The 16,017-nt window shown below is 72.0% G+C and carries 14 protein-coding genes and 1 pseudogene; 6 read left to right on the top strand and 9 right to left on the bottom strand.

All coding sequences use genetic code 11. The features are described from left to right. Positions 1 to 695 precede the first annotated feature (695 nt). Complete coding sequence (locus DVH02_RS25485; protein ID WP_199566411.1) at positions 696 to 1,691, top strand: ArsR/SmtB family transcription factor; 996 nt, start codon at positions 696 to 698, stop codon at positions 1,689 to 1,691. Between the two features lie 96 nt (positions 1,692 to 1,787). Here the strand turns inward: DVH02_RS25485 and DVH02_RS25480 are convergent, their stop codons facing one another. Beyond that, positions 1,788 to 2,885 (bottom strand): methyltransferase domain-containing protein, encoded by a 1,098-nt coding sequence (locus tag DVH02_RS25480; RefSeq protein ID WP_114626191.1) that lies wholly within the window; start codon positions 2,883 to 2,885, stop codon positions 1,788 to 1,790. After that, the gene (locus DVH02_RS25475) at positions 2,882 to 3,319 is read right to left on the bottom strand and encodes a hypothetical protein (protein WP_114626190.1); all 438 of its coding nucleotides are present in this window, start codon (positions 3,317 to 3,319) and stop codon (positions 2,882 to 2,884) included. The genes DVH02_RS25480 and DVH02_RS25475 overlap by 4 nt, the downstream gene beginning before the upstream one ends. Before the next feature lie 108 nt (positions 3,320 to 3,427). Between DVH02_RS25475 and DVH02_RS25470 the strand changes: the two genes are divergently transcribed. Then, positions 3,428 to 4,867: an endo-1,4-beta-xylanase gene (locus DVH02_RS25470; RefSeq protein ID WP_114626189.1), complete on the top strand. Its 1,440-nt coding sequence runs from the start codon at positions 3,428 to 3,430 to the stop codon at positions 4,865 to 4,867. A gap of 103 nt (positions 4,868 to 4,970) precedes the next feature. On the opposite strand, the pseudogene DVH02_RS25465 reads toward DVH02_RS25470, so the two are convergent. Together DVH02_RS25465 and nirB are read right to left on the bottom strand one after the other, a co-directional pair. Further along, a pseudogene (locus tag DVH02_RS25465) lies at positions 4,971 to 5,309 on the bottom strand (nitrite reductase (NAD(P)H) small subunit); the annotation flags it as partial. Further along, on the bottom strand, positions 5,306 to 7,861 hold the full coding sequence (nirB, locus tag DVH02_RS25460; protein ID WP_114626187.1) for a nitrite reductase large subunit NirB: 2,556 nt from the start codon (positions 7,859 to 7,861) through the stop codon (positions 5,306 to 5,308). The gene nirB and the pseudogene DVH02_RS25465, both read right to left, overlap by 4 nt. Positions 7,862 to 8,126: 265 nt before the next feature. Here nirB and DVH02_RS25455 point away from each other — a divergent pair, with 265 nt between their 5' ends. Next, on the top strand, positions 8,127 to 8,906 hold the full coding sequence (locus DVH02_RS25455; protein ID WP_114626186.1) for a TSUP family transporter: 780 nt from the start codon (positions 8,127 to 8,129) through the stop codon (positions 8,904 to 8,906). 193 nt (positions 8,907 to 9,099) lie between these two features. Here DVH02_RS25455 and DVH02_RS25450 read toward each other — a convergent pair whose 3' ends face one another. From DVH02_RS25450 to DVH02_RS25435, 4 genes are all read right to left on the bottom strand, one after another. Then, positions 9,100 to 10,500: a serine hydrolase domain-containing protein gene (locus tag DVH02_RS25450; RefSeq protein ID WP_114626185.1), complete on the bottom strand. Its 1,401-nt coding sequence runs from the start codon at positions 10,498 to 10,500 to the stop codon at positions 9,100 to 9,102. Positions 10,501 to 10,577: 77 nt separating this feature from the next. Then, positions 10,578 to 11,267: a class F sortase gene (locus tag DVH02_RS25445; RefSeq protein WP_114626184.1), complete on the bottom strand. Its 690-nt coding sequence runs from the start codon at positions 11,265 to 11,267 to the stop codon at positions 10,578 to 10,580. Between the two features lie 118 nt (positions 11,268 to 11,385). Further along, positions 11,386 to 11,988 carry a hypothetical protein gene (locus DVH02_RS25440; RefSeq protein ID WP_114626183.1) on the bottom strand — a complete coding sequence of 201 codons (603 nt, stop codon included), beginning with the start codon at positions 11,986 to 11,988 and terminating at the stop codon, positions 11,386 to 11,388. Positions 11,989 to 12,254: 266 nt separating this feature from the next. After that, positions 12,255 to 13,067 (bottom strand): aminotransferase class IV, encoded by an 813-nt coding sequence (locus tag DVH02_RS25435; RefSeq protein WP_114626182.1) that lies wholly within the window; start codon positions 13,065 to 13,067, stop codon positions 12,255 to 12,257. Positions 13,068 to 13,356: 289 nt separating this feature from the next. Here DVH02_RS25435 and DVH02_RS25430 point away from each other — a divergent pair, with 289 nt between their 5' ends. The 3 genes from DVH02_RS25430 to DVH02_RS25420 all read left to right on the top strand — a co-directional run bounded on the left by DVH02_RS25430 (position 13,357) and on the right by DVH02_RS25420 (position 15,045). Further along, positions 13,357 to 13,971, top strand: a complete 615-nt coding sequence (locus DVH02_RS25430) for an NADPH-dependent FMN reductase (protein ID WP_114626193.1) — start codon at positions 13,357 to 13,359, stop codon at positions 13,969 to 13,971. Between the two features lie 214 nt (positions 13,972 to 14,185). Next, complete coding sequence (gene cutA, locus DVH02_RS25425; RefSeq protein WP_114626181.1) at positions 14,186 to 14,515, top strand: divalent-cation tolerance protein CutA; 330 nt, start codon at positions 14,186 to 14,188, stop codon at positions 14,513 to 14,515. After that, a complete protein-coding gene (locus DVH02_RS25420; protein ID WP_114626180.1) occupies positions 14,512 to 15,045 on the top strand; it encodes a gamma-glutamylcyclotransferase family protein in 534 nt (177 codons plus the stop codon). The genes cutA and DVH02_RS25420 overlap by 4 nt, the downstream gene beginning before the upstream one ends. 94 nt (positions 15,046 to 15,139) lie before the next feature. Here DVH02_RS25420 and DVH02_RS25415 read toward each other — a convergent pair whose 3' ends face one another. Then, positions 15,140 to 15,886 carry a SanA/YdcF family protein gene (locus DVH02_RS25415; protein WP_114626179.1) on the bottom strand — a complete coding sequence of 249 codons (747 nt, stop codon included), beginning with the start codon at positions 15,884 to 15,886 and terminating at the stop codon, positions 15,140 to 15,142. Positions 15,887 to 16,017: the final 131 nt, after the last annotated feature.

Below are 16,017 nucleotides of genomic sequence, written 5' to 3'. Positions count from 1 at the left end.
ACTGACCCGCAGAATGCAGCGGATGGCGACCAGCGGGGCATGAGTCCCAGCCAGCACCACACCCCCCAGCCGCCGAGCCGGAGCCGGGCCACCCCACACAGAGTGTGCGCAGCCCCGCAGGGTGCGACGGCGAAGCCCTGCCGTTCCTGAGTACGGGAGGGGAGCGGCATCCGGCGCGGCGCGCTCCGCCCGGCATCGGCTTCTGCTCCGGTCGCCGCAGTACCGGACCCGTACCGGACCCCGTACCGGACCCCGTACCGGATCCCGTACCGGGCCGCGCCGGACCCGTACCGGTTCGCCCTCCGTCATAGCCGTCGCGCTCGGGCGCGGATAGCACTACACGGACGGGTGGCGGGGCGGCGTTGTGCTGCCATGGCACGCGACTTCTTTCCGCGCTCCGGAAAGAGTCGTGGGGAGTGCGGCCGGTGGATCCCCACCCACCGGCCGCACTCCATTACGCGAGCCGGGCACGGAGCCGCACCTGGACCGACCGCCGCCAAGCGAGCAAAGCCCCCCACGGCCTTCGCTGCGCCTATTCGGTGGTTCAGGTTTCATGCCCGACGAAGTACAGCATTTAGCCCGGGGCACCCCGCCCGCGAGGCGTTTCAACTGTGGCCGAAACACCGTGGTAACAGCCGGTGATGGCGTGCATACTCAGTGATGGGGAGATTGTGGTGGCAACAGGTGGGGATTTTATGCTGCGTATTCATTTCACGGAGAAGGATCTCGCGCGGGTCCGGATGGCCGCCGGGCCCGACCCGCTGTGGGAAACGATTCTCAGCTTTCACCGAATACGGGATCGGCGCGCTCCGCTTGCCTATGGGGAATGGCGTGCGGAGGCGCGTGGCAGGTTGAATGGTGAAACAAGCCTGCTCTCGGCGCTCGTTCCGCAGCGCGGCTATTTCCCGGATTTCCTGACTCCTGTTCAGGCGCGGCTCGGTCTGGAGGCGGGACTCGAAGCTCTGCGCGCCACCGCGGCCGAGCGGGTCCGCGGTGAGCTGACGCTGCTGAGCGCGGGCGGGACCCGGTCCGTACGCAAGGATCCCGGCGACCGGCTGGCCACCTTCGCCGACGGCGGCCCCGGTCGGCTCGGGCGGCTGGTGGAGGCGGTGCGCGCGTACCACCGGGCGGCCGTCGAGCCGTACTGGGGGCACGTCCGTACCAGGGTCGAGGCGGACCGCGCGCTGCGCGGTCGGGCGCTGCTCGACGGCGGCGCGGACGAACTGCTCTCGTCGCTGCCGCCGATGGTGCGCTGGCGTGGGCCCGTGCTGGAGGCCGACTATCCGGTCGAGCGCGAACTGCGGCTGGAGGGGCGGGGGTTACTGCTCCAGCCGTCGTTCTTCTGCCGTACCACCCCGGTCGTCTACCGCGATCCGGCCCTGGCGCCGGTCCTCGTCTACCCCGTCACCCACTCCGAGGCGCCCGCCGTCACCGAGCGCGCGGGCCCCTCGCTCGGGCGGCTCGTCGGCCACACCCGCTCGGCCGTCCTGCGCGCCATCGAACACGGCTGTACGACCAGTGAACTGGCCCGCAGGACGGGGGTGTCGCTCGCCTCCGCCAGCCAACACGCGTGCGTCCTGCGGGAGTCCGGCCTCATCAGCACGCTCCGCTACGGAAACGCCGTCCTACACACCCTGACCCCGCTGGGCGGCGCGCTACTACGGGGAGGCGGCGTCCACGCCGACGAGTAGCCTGTGCGCACTCTTGGCCCATCACTTTCGGGGGCCGCTATCCATGCCGACAGCGGGGATCTCGTGATCTTCAAGCTTTTCCTCCGTGCCGGAGAGTCAGCGGGCCAGGGTCCAGGAGGGGCCATCATGGCTGTCGAGCCATACCCGCTGTTCCCGCTCGGTGACGGTGACGCCGTAGCGGTCGGGACCGGGGCGGCAGGCGGCCTGATAGACGCGATGGGCGCTCTCCAGGCCGGCCCACAGGGGCCCGGTCTCGGTGACGGTGCCGTCGGTGTGGAGATGGGCGATGGAACCGTTCCGGTTCCACACCCGTGCCCCGGTCGGCCGATGGTTGTCGTCGAGGTCATACTGCCAGTCCAGGCCCGGTTCCACGATGCTCGCCAGGAACCGGAAGTGGTTGTCGGCGATGGCGGCGGCAGGGAGGGTGGACGGGCGGCGCCGCCCGGTCGGCAAGCCCGGACGGCGCGTGGGGGCGCCGTCGTCGGCCGCGTGACGAAGGGGCATGAAAAAGGCGCCGCCGGGCAGAAAGCGGCCTTCGGCGGTGTGCTCCCCGGTGCGGTGGATGCGGGCCAGCGCACTGCCGAGAGGAGCGAGAAGGAAACCGTCGTCAGCGAGCTGTCGGACGAGGTCGGGCGGGACGGCCGAGAGGCCGCAGGTGACGATGGCGCGGTGGTAGGGAGCCCGGCCGTGCCATCCGAATGAGCCGTCTCCGGTCACCACCAGGGGATAGTGTCCGGCGGCGGCGAGCCGCTCGCGGGCGGGAGCAGTAATGTCGGGGCTGATATCGATGGTGACGACATGGCCGCCGCCGAGGCGGTGTGAGAGAAGGGCGGCGTTGTAGCCGGTGCCCGTGCCGACCTCAAGAACCGTCATTCCCTCGCTGACGCTGAGTGCTTCGAGCATGCCCGCCATCAGGGAGGGCTGGGAGCTTGAGGAGGTCGCAGCCCCGTCTGTGCGGTGGGTGACCAAGGCCCGGTCCTCGTGCACGGCGGCGAACCACTGCTTGCGGGTGTCCGGATGGTCACCGGAGATCAGTTCCCCGCCGGGGCCGTAGTAGTGAGGAACGAAGACGTGCCGGGGGACTGTCTCGAAGGCATCCCGCCAGGCGGGGTCGGTGAGGTCGCCGGCTTCGGTGAGGGCTTGGGCGAGCTTCACGCGGGCGGCGGCCTCGCTGTCCGTGTTCTCGTGGGTCATGGAGTGTGGCCCTTCTGAAGGAGGTCGGCGATGGCGTCGGTGATGGGCTCGCGGGTCGAGTCGATCCAGGCCCACTGGCCGCCCGCGTTGACGTCCACCAGGTGGTGGGTGCCGTGGGTGTCGACGATGAAGTCCAGGGCGGCGAAGACCAGTCCGAGACGGCGCATCATCTCGCGTACGCGGTCCTCGATATTTCCGGGCAGGACGAGGGGGGTGTGAGTGAAGGCATCGGAGTCCCGCCGCCAGTCCGGCCCTTCGTGCCCGGCCGGGGCATGGATGGCAGCGGCGAACAGTCGCTGGTCCACGACTGTGGCACGGACCTCGTAGGCCCGGTCGGTGATTTCCTGCTGGAACAGGTGTGCGGTCAGGGCGATCCTCGGATCGTCCCACTCCTTCGGGGCAGCGATCGCGCTGGGGGCGGCGGCATGTGCCACTTCCGTTTACTTCGTACGGCTCCGTTGACGAACGCGCGTACCGCCTCTACCTTCCGAACCAGCGTTCTCGAAACTTCCGGGAAACTTTCCGAAACTGCAGGAGCCGCAATGAGAACCGCGAAACTCCGTGCCTTACGCCGGGCCGCAGCGCCCCGTCCCGCAGTGTCCCGGGCCGCCACCGCCCTCACCGCCCTGACCGCCCTGGCCGTCGCGATGGTCGGCCTCGCCGCCCCCGCGCACGCGGCCGACCCCGTACTGCGTGACCTCGCCACCGCCAAGGGGCGCTACTACGGCACCGCCGTCACCACATCCAAGCTGACCGGCACCTACGGGGCCATCACCGCCGCCCAGTTCAACTCCGTCACCCCGGGCAACGAGATGAAGTGGGGCTCCGTCGAGCCGACCAGGGGCAGTTTCAACTGGGACGGCGCCGACCGGCTGGTGAACTTCGCCGAGGCCAACGGCCAGAAGGTGCGCGGCCACACTCTCGTCTGGCACAGTCAGATGCCCAACTGGCTGGCCAACGGCACCTTCAGCGACGCAGAACTGCGCACCATCATGAACGAGCACGTCACCACCGAGACCACCCGCTACAAGGGGCGCATCGATCACTGGGACGTCGTCAACGAACCGCTCAACGAAGACGGCACGATGCGGGCCAGCACGTTCTACACCCAGCTCGGCGAGTCCTACATCGCCGACGCCTTCCGCTCCGCCCGCGCCGCCGACCCCGCCGCCAAGCTCTACATCAACGACTACAACACCGACGGCACGGGCGCGAAGAGCAACGGCATGTACTCCCTGGTCCAGCGGCTCAAGGCGCAGGGTGTCCCCATCGACGGCGTCGGCTTCCAGGGCCATCTGATCCTCGGCCAGCTGCCGTCCACCCTCCAGGCGAACCTTCAGCGCTTCGCCGACCTCGGTGTGGACGTCGCGATCACCGAACTCGACATCCGGATGACGCTGCCCGCCACCACTGCCCAACTCGCCCAGCAGAAGGACGAGTTCAAGGCCGTCACCACCGCCTGCCTCGCCGTCACGCGCTGCAAGGGCGTCACCGCCTGGGGCTTCACCGACTCGGACTCCTGGATCCCGGACGTCTTCCCCGGCCAGGGCGCCGCCACCCCGTACGACGAGAGCTTCCAGCCCAAGCCCGCGTACTACGGCATCGCGGAGGCCCTCGGCTGGACCGGCGACAGCGGCGGCGGGGGAGGCGGCGGTACGCCCACCGGCTGCGCCGTGACCTATGCCGTCCCGAGCCAGTGGAACAACGGCTTCACCGCCGCCGTGACGCTCCGCAACACCGGCTCGTCCCCCGTCAGCGGCTGGACCGTGCGCTGGACCTGGCCCTCGGGCCAGAGCGTCACCTCGGCGTGGAATGCCACCGTCACCCAGTCCGGCACCCAGGTCGCCGCCGTCAACGCCGCCCACAACGCGGCCATTCCCGCCGGGGGTTCGGTGGACTTCGGCTTCAACGGCGGCTGGAGCGGCGCCAACACCGCCCCGACCGCCTTCACGCTCAACGGCGCCGCCTGCACTACGTCCTGACCGGCTCCGGCTCCGGCTCCCGCACCCGCACCCGCTCCCGCTCCGGCTCCGGCTCCCGCACCCGCTCCCGCACCGCCTCCGGCTCCCGCACCGGAACCCGTACCCGGGTCCGGTACGCCTGGACGGCGACGCCCTCGTCGTCCAGGCACCGGCCCGTGGCCAGGTCGAAGCGCTGCTTCAGCAGCGGGGACGCCACGAAGAACCGCCCCTCGTGGGTCCCGGTCAGCCCCCGGGACAGGACGTACGCCCCGGAGAACGGATCCTGGTTGGCGACCGCGTACGGCACACCCGCGCGGTCCAGGAACACCGCCGCCTGCCGCCCGCCGGGCAGCAGGACGGCCACCCCCCGGCCCGGGGTGAGCGCGGACGGCTCGCAGACCGCGAACCACTCGCCGGGCTCGCCTTCCTCGCCGTCGCCGATCAGGATCTCCAGCACGCTCATCGGGCGGTCGCCCCTTCCAGGGTGAGGAAGACCAGGTCCGGCTTGACCTGGTCGCGTTCCGGTACGAACTTCACCGACGGATCCGGCGCGTCGGGCGCGTTCACGAACGACACGAAGCGCCGCAGCCGCTCCGGGTCGTTGATCGTCTCGGCCCACTCGTCGCGGTAACCGGCCACATGCGCGGCCATCAACGCCTCCAACTCCGCGCAGATCCCCAGCGAGTCGCCCACCACCACGTCCCGTACGTGGTCGAGGCCGCCCTCGATCCGCTCCAGCCAGGCGGAGGTGCGCTCCAGCCGGTCCGCCGTACGGATGTAGAACATCAGGAACCGGTCGATCAGCCGCACCAGTCCCGCGTCGTCGAGATCCTGGGCGAGCAGGTCGGCGTGGCGCGGATTCGCGCCGCCGTTGCCGCCCACGTACAGATTCCAGCCGTTGGCCGTGGCGATGATCCCGAAGTCCTTGCCGCGTGCCTCCGCGCACTCCCGCGCGCACCCCGACACGGCGGACTTCAGCTTGTGCGGGGAGCGCAGCCCCCGGTAGCGCAGCTCCAGATCGATGGCCATCCGCACCGAGTCCTGCACGCCGTAGCGGCACCAGGTCCGCCCCACACAGGACTTGACCGTACGGAGCGACTTGCCGTACGCGTGCCCCGACTCGAAGCCCGCGTCCACCAGCCGGGCCCAGATCAGCGGCAGTTGGTCGACCCGGGCGCCGAACAGGTCGATGCGCTGACCGCCGGTGATCTTCGTGTACAGCCCGAAGTCCCGCGCCACCTCGCCGATCACGATCAGCTTCTCCGGGGTGATCTCACCGCCGGGGATGCGGGGCACGATCGAGTACGAGCCGTTGCGCTGGATGTTGGCCAGGAAGTGGTCATTGGTGTCCTGGAGCGCCGCCTGCTCGCCGTCCAGCACATAGCCGCTCACCCCCAGCTCCGGCGCGAGCGACGCGATGATCGAGCCGACCGTCGGCTTGCACACCTCGCAGCCGTCGCCGCCCCGCGCCCCCTCGCGGCCGTGCGAGTCGAGCAGCTCGGTGTACGAGCCGACCCGCAGGGTGCGCACGATCTCGTACAACTCGCTCCGGGTGTAAGGGAAGCAGCCGCACAGCCCCTGGTCGGCCGGGCCGTTGCCGTGCGCGGTGAGCAGCCGGCCGACGGCCTTGACGCAACTCCCGCAGCCGGTCCCCGCCTTGGTGCACTTCTTCACCTCCGGCAGCGAGGAACACGCGCAGATGGCGCCCTTGGTGACGTGGTGACAGCTACAGATCACCGCGTCGTCGGGCAGCGCCTCCGGGCCGAGCGCGGGCGGCGCCCCGACCCCGGCCGGCAGCACCAACCGCTCCGGGGAGACGGGCGGTACGGAGCCGGTCAGCGGGCGCAGCGTCCCGTACAGGTCGGCGTCGCCGACGAGGACCCCGCCGAGCAGTGTGCCGTCCTGTCCCACGACCAGCTTCTTGTAGACCCCGGCGCGCGCGTCGGAGTAGACGACGCCGAGCGAGCCGGGCGCGGCGCCGTGCGCGTCGCCGAACGAGGCGACGTCCACCCCGAGCAGCTTGAGCTTGGTGGAGAGATCGGCGCCGGTGAAACCGGACTCCTCGCGGTCCGCACCGGCCAGCACGTCCGCGACCGTGACCGCCATCTCGTACCCGGGCGCGACCAGCCCGTACACCCGCCCGTCCGCCGCGAGCGCGCACTCGCCGATCGCGAAGACGGCCGGGTCCGAGGTACGGCACCACGCGTCGACCACGACGCCGCCCCGCTCGCCGACGGCCAGCCCCGCGTCCCGCGCGAGCTGGTCGCGGGGGCGCACCCCGGCAGAGAAGACGACGAGGTCGGTGGCGAGCGACGAACCGTCCGACAGAGTCATCCCGGTGACGTTCCCGTCGGCGTCCGCCGTCACCGCGCTCGTACCCACCCCCGTGCGCACGCTCAGCCCCATCGACTCGACGGTGCGCAGCAGGGCCGCGCCGCCGCCCTCGTCGACCTGGGCGGGCATCAGCCGGGGCGCGAACTCCACGATGTGCGTGTCGAGCCCGAGCCCCTTGAGCGCGCCCGCCGCCTCAAGACCGAGCAGCCCGCCCCCGACGACCGCTCCGGTGCGCGCCGTCATCGCGTACTCCTCGATCGCGAGGAGATCCTCGATCGTGCGGTAGACGAAGCAGCCGGTGGCGTCCTTGCCGGGCACCGGCGGTACGAACGGGTACGAGCCGGTGGCCAGTACGAGCGTGTCGTAGCCGAAGGTCACCCCGGCGCGCGAGGTGACGGTGCGGGCGGCGCGGTCGATGGACTCCGCAGGGTCGCCGAGGCGCAGCTCGATGGAGTGCGCGGCCAGGAAGCCGGGCGGCACCAGCGCGAGATCGTCGGGCGTGGCGCCGGAGAAGTACGAGGTGAGTCTGACCCTGTCGTAGGCGGGCCTGGGCTCCTCGCAGAGCACCACGACGCGCGCCCGCGAGGTCACGCCCCGTTCGGCGAGCGCCTCCAGGAACCGCTGGCCGACCATGCCGTGGCCGACGACGACGATCGTGGGGGTGGGCGTCTGGGGAGTCATACCGGGCAGCCTGCGTGGCGGCTGTTAACCGTCCGCATCGCCGCCGTTTCCCGCGCGGAACGCTGCGCTCAGCGCGACGGTGGCGCGGGTGTGAGGGCGGGAGGGGAGCGGCGGGGCCCGGCGGCCCGGCGGGGCCCGGCGGCCCGGCGGCCCGACGGCCGAACCGCTGGCTGCCGGGCGGCCAAGCTCTGAGTTTGCTCAACTCCTCCGGCGATCGACGGATATCGATGGACAGGGCACTTATCCCGTCCATAAGGTCACGATCATGCCCGACATATCGATGACCATGCTCGTTGTGCTCTGTATCGCCGCCGCGGCGGCGGGGTGGATCGACGCCGTGGTCGGCGGGGGAGGGCTGCTCCTGCTGCCCGCGTTCCTCCTCGGGCTGCCGCACGTACCGGCGGCGCACATCCTCGGTACGAACAAGGCCGTGGCGCTGGTGGGGACGACGGGCGCCGCGATCACGTACGTACGCAGGGCGCCGGTCGACGTGAAGAACTCCGTACGGATCGGGCTCATGGCGCTCGCCGGGTCGATGACCGGCGCGTTCTTCGCGGCCGGGATCAGCAGCGAGGTGCTGCGGCCCGTGATCATGGTGGTGCTGCTCGCGGTGGCGGCCTTCGTGATGCTGCGCCCGGCCTTCGGCAGGGCGCAGGCGGGCGAGCCGGCCGGCCGCGCCCGTACCGTCTCCGCGATCGTGCTGGTCGGTGGCGGGATCGGCTTCTACGACGGGCTCTTCGGGCCCGGCACGGGAACGTTCCTGGTGCTCGCCCTCACCGCCGTGCTCCACCTCGACCTGGTGACGGCGTCGGCCACCGCGAAGATCGTGAACGTGTGCACCAACATCGGGGCGCTCGCGATGTTCGCCTACCAGGGGGCGGTGCTGTGGCAGCTCGCCGGGGTGATGGCGGTGTTCAACCTCGCGGGCGGGATGTTCGGCGCGCGGATGGCGCTCAGGAAGGGCAGCGAGTTCGTGCGCGGGGTGCTGCTCGTGGTGGTGCTCTCGCTGGTCGCGAAGCTCGCGTTCGACCAGTGGACGGCGTGAGGGCGTGCGGGCGTGAGGGCGTACGGGCCTGCGGGCTTGAGTGCCTGAGCGCTTGACGGCCTGACGGCGTGCCGGACCGGGGGACCGGGGGAGCGTCGGACCTGGGGCGCGCCGGACCGGGGGGAGTGTCGGACCGTGGGCGCGCCGGACCGCCGACCGTCGGACCCCCGACCGTCGGACCCCCGGACCGTGGTCAGCGGCTTCGGCGCTCGGCGCAGAGGGCGTGATCGACCAGGTCGGTGACGCCCTTGAGCTGGCGGACGGCGGTGGCCTCGTCGCCGGGCCGGCTGTGCGCGGCGACGGAGACGGCCGTCCGCCCGTCGGCCGACACGGCGGGCCACAGCAGGTAGCCGATGCCGGTGCCGCTGTGCCCCCAGTACCCGCCGCCGCAGGTCAGCGGCGTCCAGCTCAGCCCGAGCCCGTAACGGGCACCCGGCGGCGAGCCGTGCTCGTCCGGTACCTCCACGGTCCGCCGCATCTCGGCGAGCTGGTCGGGGGCCAGCAGCCTCCCGCTCAGCAGCGCGGCGAAGAAGGCGCTGGTGTCCGCCGCCGTACTGACCAGCGCGCCGTCGGCGTCCCCGTCGAAGGGGAGGTAGGCGAGTGTCGTGTCGGTCAGCGGTCCGCCCGGCTCGAACTGCTGGTAGTTACGGGCGTGCGGACGCGGCAGGAGAGGGTCGTCGCCCGGGGAGAAGGTGTGCGCGAGCCGCAGTGGGCGCAGGATCCGGTCCCGTACCTCCTGGTCCCAGGGACGGCCGGTGACCGCCTCGACCGTCATGCCGAGGAGGAGGTAGTTGGTGTTGGAGTACTCCCAGCGGGCGCCGGGTGCGAAGCGGGGCGGATGGGTCAGGGCGAGAGCGACGCGCTGCGCGGAGGTGTACGTGGTCGAACGGTTCTCCAGATACCCCCGGGCGCTGAAGTCCGGTACGACGTCCTCGATGTAGTCGGGTACCCCGCTGGTGTGCCGCAAGAGCTGCCGCAGCGTGATCCGGCGGCCGTCGTTTCCGGCTCCCCTGACCACCCCGGGCAGCCGGGAGTCCACGGTGTCGTCGAGCGACAACCGTCCCTCGGCGACGAGTTGGAGTACTACGGTCGCGACGAAGGTCTTGGTCGTACTGCCGAGCCTGAGGTACCCGCCGTCCGGCGGGGGCCGCCCGGTGCCGAGGTCGCCGACGCCGCTGTGGACGGTGCGGATCCGCCGGGGCGTGGTCAGCCGTACCGACACACCGGTGACCCCGGAGTCGCGCAGGGCGTCGGCGTCCCGCTGGAGCCGGTCGTACGGGAGCGAGTCCGGGGCCGGGTCCGGGGACTGGGTCCGGGCCGGGGGCTGGGTCCGGGCCGGGGGCTGGGTCCCGGTGGTGCCTGCCGCTCGGGCCTGGGCGGGAACGAGCACGGCGAGGAGCGCGGCGGCGAGCGTGATGGCGAGCGCGGCGGTGAGCGTGGCGGTGAGCGTGGCGGTCGCTGTCCTGCGGGTGGTACGGAGCCGTCCGATCGGGCTGATCGGGGTGGCTGCTGGGGCGGCTGGTGTGATCGGGGTTGGAGTGGCCCGGATGGTCGGGGTGGCCCGGATGGTCGGGCGGATCGGGCGGATCGGCATGGGGCAACGGTAGGAAGACGCCCCGGGGCGGACCATCCGGCGGGCAGGGGTGTCCCGGGTGGGGAACTCCCCACCTTTCAGGTCTGCTTCACGCCGATGAGATGGGCGTACGCGACGACGTTGCCCTGGTAGCCCGTCTTGGCGGAGAAGCTTCCACCACAGGTGATCACCCGCAGTTCTGCCCGGTCCGTGTTCCCGTAGACCTTCTCGTCGGGGAAGTCGGCGTTCTCGTACACCTCGACGGCGTCGACGGTGAAGACGGCGGTCCGGCCGTCCGAGCGGGTCACCTCGACGCGCTGGCCCTTCTTGAGCGTACCCAGAGCGTAGAAGACGGCCGGCCCGCGCGCGTTGTCGACATGCCCGGCGACGATCGCGGTGCCCTTGGCGCCCGGGGCTGCGCCGTCCTTGTACCAGCTGACGACATTGCCGTTCCCGGCCGGAGGCACGTCGAGGCTGCCGTCCCGGGCCAGCCCGAGGCCCAGGACCGGGGCGTCGACCTCGATGCCGGGGATGCGTACGGCGACCGGCGCGGCGGGCGGCAGCGGGTCGGCGGCGGCCTCCGTGTAGTGCCCGGGACCGGCCGCGAACGCCTCGGCCGCGGACGGCATGGGCGGTGTCACGGGCCGGAAGCCGTTGTGGACGAGCCAGGCGCCGACGCAGAGCGCGAGGACGACGTACCAGCCGGAGCGCCGGGGCGCGGCCTTCCCCGCCCTGTCGGTCCCGTCGGCCTCTCGGGTCTCGGCGGCTTCGACGGCCTTGCTGGGCATGGGGCGGGCCTCCTGGGTGAGGGAGGTGCGAAGAGGCGAAGTTCCCCGCCCCCGTCAGCGATGAGCATGACGGGGACGGGGACGCGGGGCGGAACCGGAGCGGTGGGAGAACCGCCCGTCAGCCTTCCTGCGCGCCGCTCGCCCGGCGGCGCAGGAGCCGGGTCCCGCCGACGGCGGCGGTGGCCAGAACGGCCACGCCCGCCGCGATCTGGGTGGTGTCGCGGCCGACGCTGCCGCCGACCCCGGTGCGTACGTGACCGCTCGGCCCGCGGTGCTCCACGTACAGCTCGCCGGTGGCCTCCCGGCCGTTGTCGCACCGTACGCGGACCTCGTGGTCGCCCGGCCGCACATCGTCCGGCACCCGGAACTCCCCGGTCGCGCGCTCCTTGTCGTGGCGCGGATCCATCCGGAAGTTCTGCACGCCGAGGGACCACGCCTCGCCCCTGCCGTGGCCGTCATGGCCGCAGGCGCCGGTGGACACGGTCACCACGGTGCCGGGGCGCGCGTTCCTGGGGGACAGCTCCAGACGGCCGCGGCCTCCCCGGTCGTGGTCCCGCTGGTGACTTCCCCGCTCGCGGTCCCCCCGTCCGTAGTCGTCCCGCCCGTAGTCCCCTCGCTCGCTGTCCCCGCCGAACGCCGCGGTGGCGTTCGTGACGGTCAGCCCGAGTGAGACGACCGCCAGCGCGGTACCGGTGAGCAGGCGGGCAGTGGGGCGGCGCATGGTGATCCTCCGGGGCAGGCGCGGGGGCGCGGTGGGTGCGCCCGGCGCGTCGGGTGCTTCTCTTCCGAGATAAGGCGCCCGGCGTCGCGCACGCCTGCTGAGGGAGGATCAGATTCCGGGGCGCGGGACCGCGTGCCACCCGCGCCGACCGGAATAACCACAGGTCACAGCCGACGTACCGGTCTCACCCAATGCCGTCGACCGTCCCGTGCCGAACGGGTGAGACGGGCGCGTGGCGCCGACGCGGCTCACGCGCCGCCGACGGGTCACATCCGCTCCCACTCCACCCCGTCGTACACCTCCCGCACCGCCTTGATGAGCGCCGCGTCACCCGGAAGGACGGTGTCGTCGATCCGGGAGACGGCGGAGATACCGATCGAGTTGGTGACGAAGGCGGCGCGGTGGCGGGGCAGATCGGCGAGGGTGACCTCGCGCCGGACCGAGGCGATACCGGCGGCCGGCAGGTGCGCCTCCAGCAGCGCCATGGTGATACCGGTCAGCGCGGGCGCGTCCGGCCAGACGACCGTGTCGCCGTCCCAGAAGGCGATGTTGGTGATGGCGCCCTCCGACACGACACCTCCCGGTCCTGTGAGCAGCGCGTCGTCGAAGCCCGCGCGCCGCGCGACCCGCCCGTAGTGGATCTGGGCGAAGCCGCCCAGGTGCTTGAGGTGCGCGACCGGACGCTGATACGGGACGGACATCAGGCTCACCGCCCGCGCCTCCGGCACGGAAGGCGGCCTCACGGTCACCGTCAGCGCGATCCCGTCGGCCCCGGCCCGCTCATGCGCGTACACCCGGGCCGACGCGTCCGCCACGTCACCGAGCGCGTGCCGCAGCGCCGACCGCACCCGCTCACCGTCCAGCCCGGCACCGAACAGCTCCCGGCTCGCCCCGTCCAGCCGCGCGAGGTGCCGCGCCAGTCCGCGCACCCGGCCGCCCCTGACCTGAAGGGCGGAGAAGTGTCCGTAGGTGTTCATGACGCGCTGCCCGAGTTCGGCCTCGGTCGCGGGGTGCTCGTCGACCTCGATCAGCAGATCGGGCGCGGTACGGGCGGCTGGGCGTGGCGTGGAAGTCGTCATACCGCCACGGTAGGGGACGTGTGGCAGGGCCCGGAGAGGGCGGGCTTGACCTCAATCCCGCTTGAGGTACGAGGCTCCCTCCATGGCCAACACGACCTCCGCAGTCGGCTCGACCGATGCCGAATCCACCCTTTCGAGCGACACCGGCCTCACCGCCACCGCCACCGCCACTGTCACCGCCACCGCCGATCGGGCAGCCGCACCCGACCTGCCCCCTGCACCCGACGTCACGCCCGCACCCGACGTGACGCCTGCACCCGACGTGACGCCTGCACCCGACGTGACGCCCGTGCCCGACGTCACGCCCGGACCCGTCGGTACCGCCACCGAACCCCTGAAGCTCGCCGTCATCCTCGGCAGCAACCGCGAGGGCCGCTTCGGACCGGTCGTCTCCGACTGGTTCCTCTCCCGCACCGCCGCGCGCGCCGACTTCACCACCGACCTGATCGACCTCGCCGAGACCGACCTGCCGAGCGCCCTCTCGTTCAGCCCCGGCCCCCGGGCCAGGGCCGAACTGGCCAAGGTCACCTCCCGCCTGGCCGCCGCCGATGCCTTCGTCGTCCTGACTCCCGAGTACAACCACTCCTTTCCGGCCGTCATCAAGTCGCTGATCGACTGGCACTTCTACGAATGGCAGGCCAAGCCCGTCGGCTTCGTCTCCTACGGCGGGATCTCCGGCGGGCTGCGCGCCGTCGAGCAACTGCGCCAGGTCTTCGCCGAACTTCACGCGGTCACGGTCCGGGACACCGTCTCCTTCCACCGTGCGGGTGAGCGCTTCGACGACCAGGGCCGGCCCGAGGACCCCGTAGGCTGCGACACCGCCGCCCGGACGATGCTCGACCAGCTGGCCTGGTGGGCGCTGGCCCTGCGCGACGCCAAGTCCGTACGCCCGTACGCCGCTTGAGCCCGAGAAGCGCGACTGGCGGAAGGCCGCTGGTGCCGAGCGAGGGGCGGACGGGCCCGTACGAGCGAGTCCATACGGCCGGTCCGTACGGTGTGGGTCGTGCGGTGGGCCGTACGGTGCGGGCCGTTCGGTCCGTGCGGTGCGGCCTACACCGCACGGCCCTTTCCGTGTCCGCCCTCCCTACATCCGTCATCCGCGCAAAGGAGCCCCTTCCATGACCGCCACCACGTGTCTCACCGTGCTGACCACGACCGACAGCGCCGAAAAGGCGGCGGAACTAGCCCGGGGCGTGATCGAGGCCCGGCTCGCCGCGTGCGCGCAGATCTCCGCCCCGGTCACCTCGGTCTACCGCTGGCAGGGCGCGATCGAGACCTCCGAGGAGTGGCAGATCCTCTTCAAGACCACCACCGCGCGCTACGAAGAGCTGGAGGCCCATCTGACGGCCGCCCACGACTACGACACCCCGGAGATCATCGCGCTGCCCGTGGTGCGGGGCAGCGCCGCGTATCTGGCGTGGGTCGCCGAGGAGACCACCGCGCCGTGAGCACGCCGCGCGAGAGGACGAACGACCACGTTCCGGTCCTTCCTTTCTTTGTCTACGGAACCCTGCGGCCCGGCGGCCACTACCACGACCGCTTCCTGACCGGCCGTACGGTGCGCGAGGAACCGGCCCTGCTGGCGGGCGCCCTGCTGTACGACGGCCCCGGCTACCCGTACGCGATAGAGACGACCCAGACGACGGAGACGACGGAGACGACCGAGATGCCCCGGGTGACCCGGGTGCCGGGGGCGCCCGGCACGGTCGAGACCTCTGGCACAGTCGTCGGGGAACTCGTCACCCCCGCCCCCGCGCACTACGGCCAACTGCTCGCCGCACTGGACGAACTGGAGGGATTCCTCGGCCCCGGCCACCCCGGCAACCTGTACGACCGGGTCGTCCGTGACATCCGGCGCGCCGACTCCACCACGGCCGCCGCCTGGGTCTACGTCGCGGCGCCCCGAGTCGCCCGCCTGCTGCGGGCCGACGGACGCCCGATCCCGGGCGGCGACTGGAACCGGCACGGACGGCGGTAGCCACAGCCCCAGCGCCTCGGCCACCTCCCGAGCGCAGCAGCCGCAGCCCGGTGCCACCGGGTGCCTCCCGGTGCCGTCCGGCGCCGCCCCCGCGTCAGCCCGCCCGGTGCGTCGCCAGCGCCTCCGTCACCCCCGGCTCGGCAGGGCCGAGGAACGTGGGGTCGCGGCGGACCACGGCATCGGCCGCAGCCTTCCCGGAGGCGAATATCTCCCGCACCTCCCCGTAGTACCAGGTGGCGTCGTGCGGCTCGGCGACCCCGACGCCGTACGACTCGACCCCCGCCGCCCGGCACAGCGCCACCGCGCGCCGTATATGGAATCCCTGCGTGACCAGCACCGCCCGCCCGACCCCGAATATTCGCTTCGCCCGCACGCACGAATCCCAGGTGTCGAAGCCCGCGTAATCGCTGACGATCTGCCCGTCCGGCACCCCGCGCCGGACGAGATACGTCCGCATCGCGTCCGGCTCGTCGTACTCCACGCGGCTGTTGTCCCCGGTGACGAGCACGACCTTCACCTTGCCCGCGCGGTACAGCTCGGCCGCCGCGTCGAGGCGGTGTGCGAGATACGGCGTCGGGCGCCCGGACAGCAGCCCGGCGCCGAAGACCACGGCGACATCATGGGCCGGCACGTCCTCGACCGTACGGACACGGCTGTCTGCGACCGCGTGGAGCCAGGTCGAGGGCAGCAGCATGAGGACGCACGCGAGCATCACGGCCTGCGCGATACGGCGCTGCCCGCGCCGGGTGCGCCACAGCCGCGGCTCACCCGGCCGCCGTGACCGTCTCGACAGCCGGTCCCGCAGTGACGCTCGCGGGCGCGGCGGCTTGAGCAATGACATGGTCTGTGTCCCCCCTGACTGGATACCGCTCGGGCGCGGGCCGGTCGGCCGGGTACGTCCGTACGACCCGTCGCTGGCCCGTCCGTTCCCCTCCGTTCCCCTCTGTCCCCCCTGCCCCCTTTGTCCCCATC

It is taken from the genome of Streptomyces corynorhini, assembly GCF_003346515.1.
Classification (GTDB): domain Bacteria; phylum Actinomycetota; class Actinomycetes; order Streptomycetales; family Streptomycetaceae; genus Streptomyces; species Streptomyces corynorhini.
Note: the sequence above shows the minus strand (reverse complement) of the source record. Positions and strands in the feature narration are given on the sequence as shown.

Excerpts from the sequence above, each read along its gene's own strand:
- DVH02_RS25485 (WP_199566411.1), top strand. The coding sequence starts at position 696 with ATGCTGCGTATTCATTTCACGGAGAAGGATCTCGCGCGGGTCCGGATG.
- DVH02_RS25480 (WP_114626191.1), bottom strand. The coding sequence starts at position 2,885 with ATGACCCACGAGAACACGGACAGCGAGGCCGCCGCCCGCGTGAAGCTC.
- DVH02_RS25470 (WP_114626189.1), top strand. The coding sequence starts at position 3,428 with ATGAGAACCGCGAAACTCCGTGCCTTACGCCGGGCCGCAGCGCCCCGT.
- nirB (WP_114626187.1), bottom strand. The coding sequence starts at position 7,861 with ATGACTCCCCAGACGCCCACCCCCACGATCGTCGTCGTCGGCCACGGC.
- DVH02_RS25455 (WP_114626186.1), top strand. The coding sequence starts at position 8,127 with ATGCCCGACATATCGATGACCATGCTCGTTGTGCTCTGTATCGCCGCC.
- DVH02_RS25450 (WP_114626185.1), bottom strand. The coding sequence starts at position 10,500 with ATGCCGATCCGCCCGATCCGCCCGACCATCCGGGCCACCCCGACCATC.
- DVH02_RS25445 (WP_114626184.1), bottom strand. The coding sequence starts at position 11,267 with ATGCCCAGCAAGGCCGTCGAAGCCGCCGAGACCCGAGAGGCCGACGGG.
- DVH02_RS25440 (WP_114626183.1), bottom strand. The coding sequence starts at position 11,988 with ATGCGCCGCCCCACTGCCCGCCTGCTCACCGGTACCGCGCTGGCGGTC.
- DVH02_RS25435 (WP_114626182.1), bottom strand. The coding sequence starts at position 13,067 with ATGACGACTTCCACGCCACGCCCAGCCGCCCGTACCGCGCCCGATCTG.
- cutA (WP_114626181.1), top strand. The coding sequence starts at position 14,186 with ATGACCGCCACCACGTGTCTCACCGTGCTGACCACGACCGACAGCGCC.
- DVH02_RS25415 (WP_114626179.1), bottom strand. The coding sequence starts at position 15,886 with ATGTCATTGCTCAAGCCGCCGCGCCCGCGAGCGTCACTGCGGGACCGG.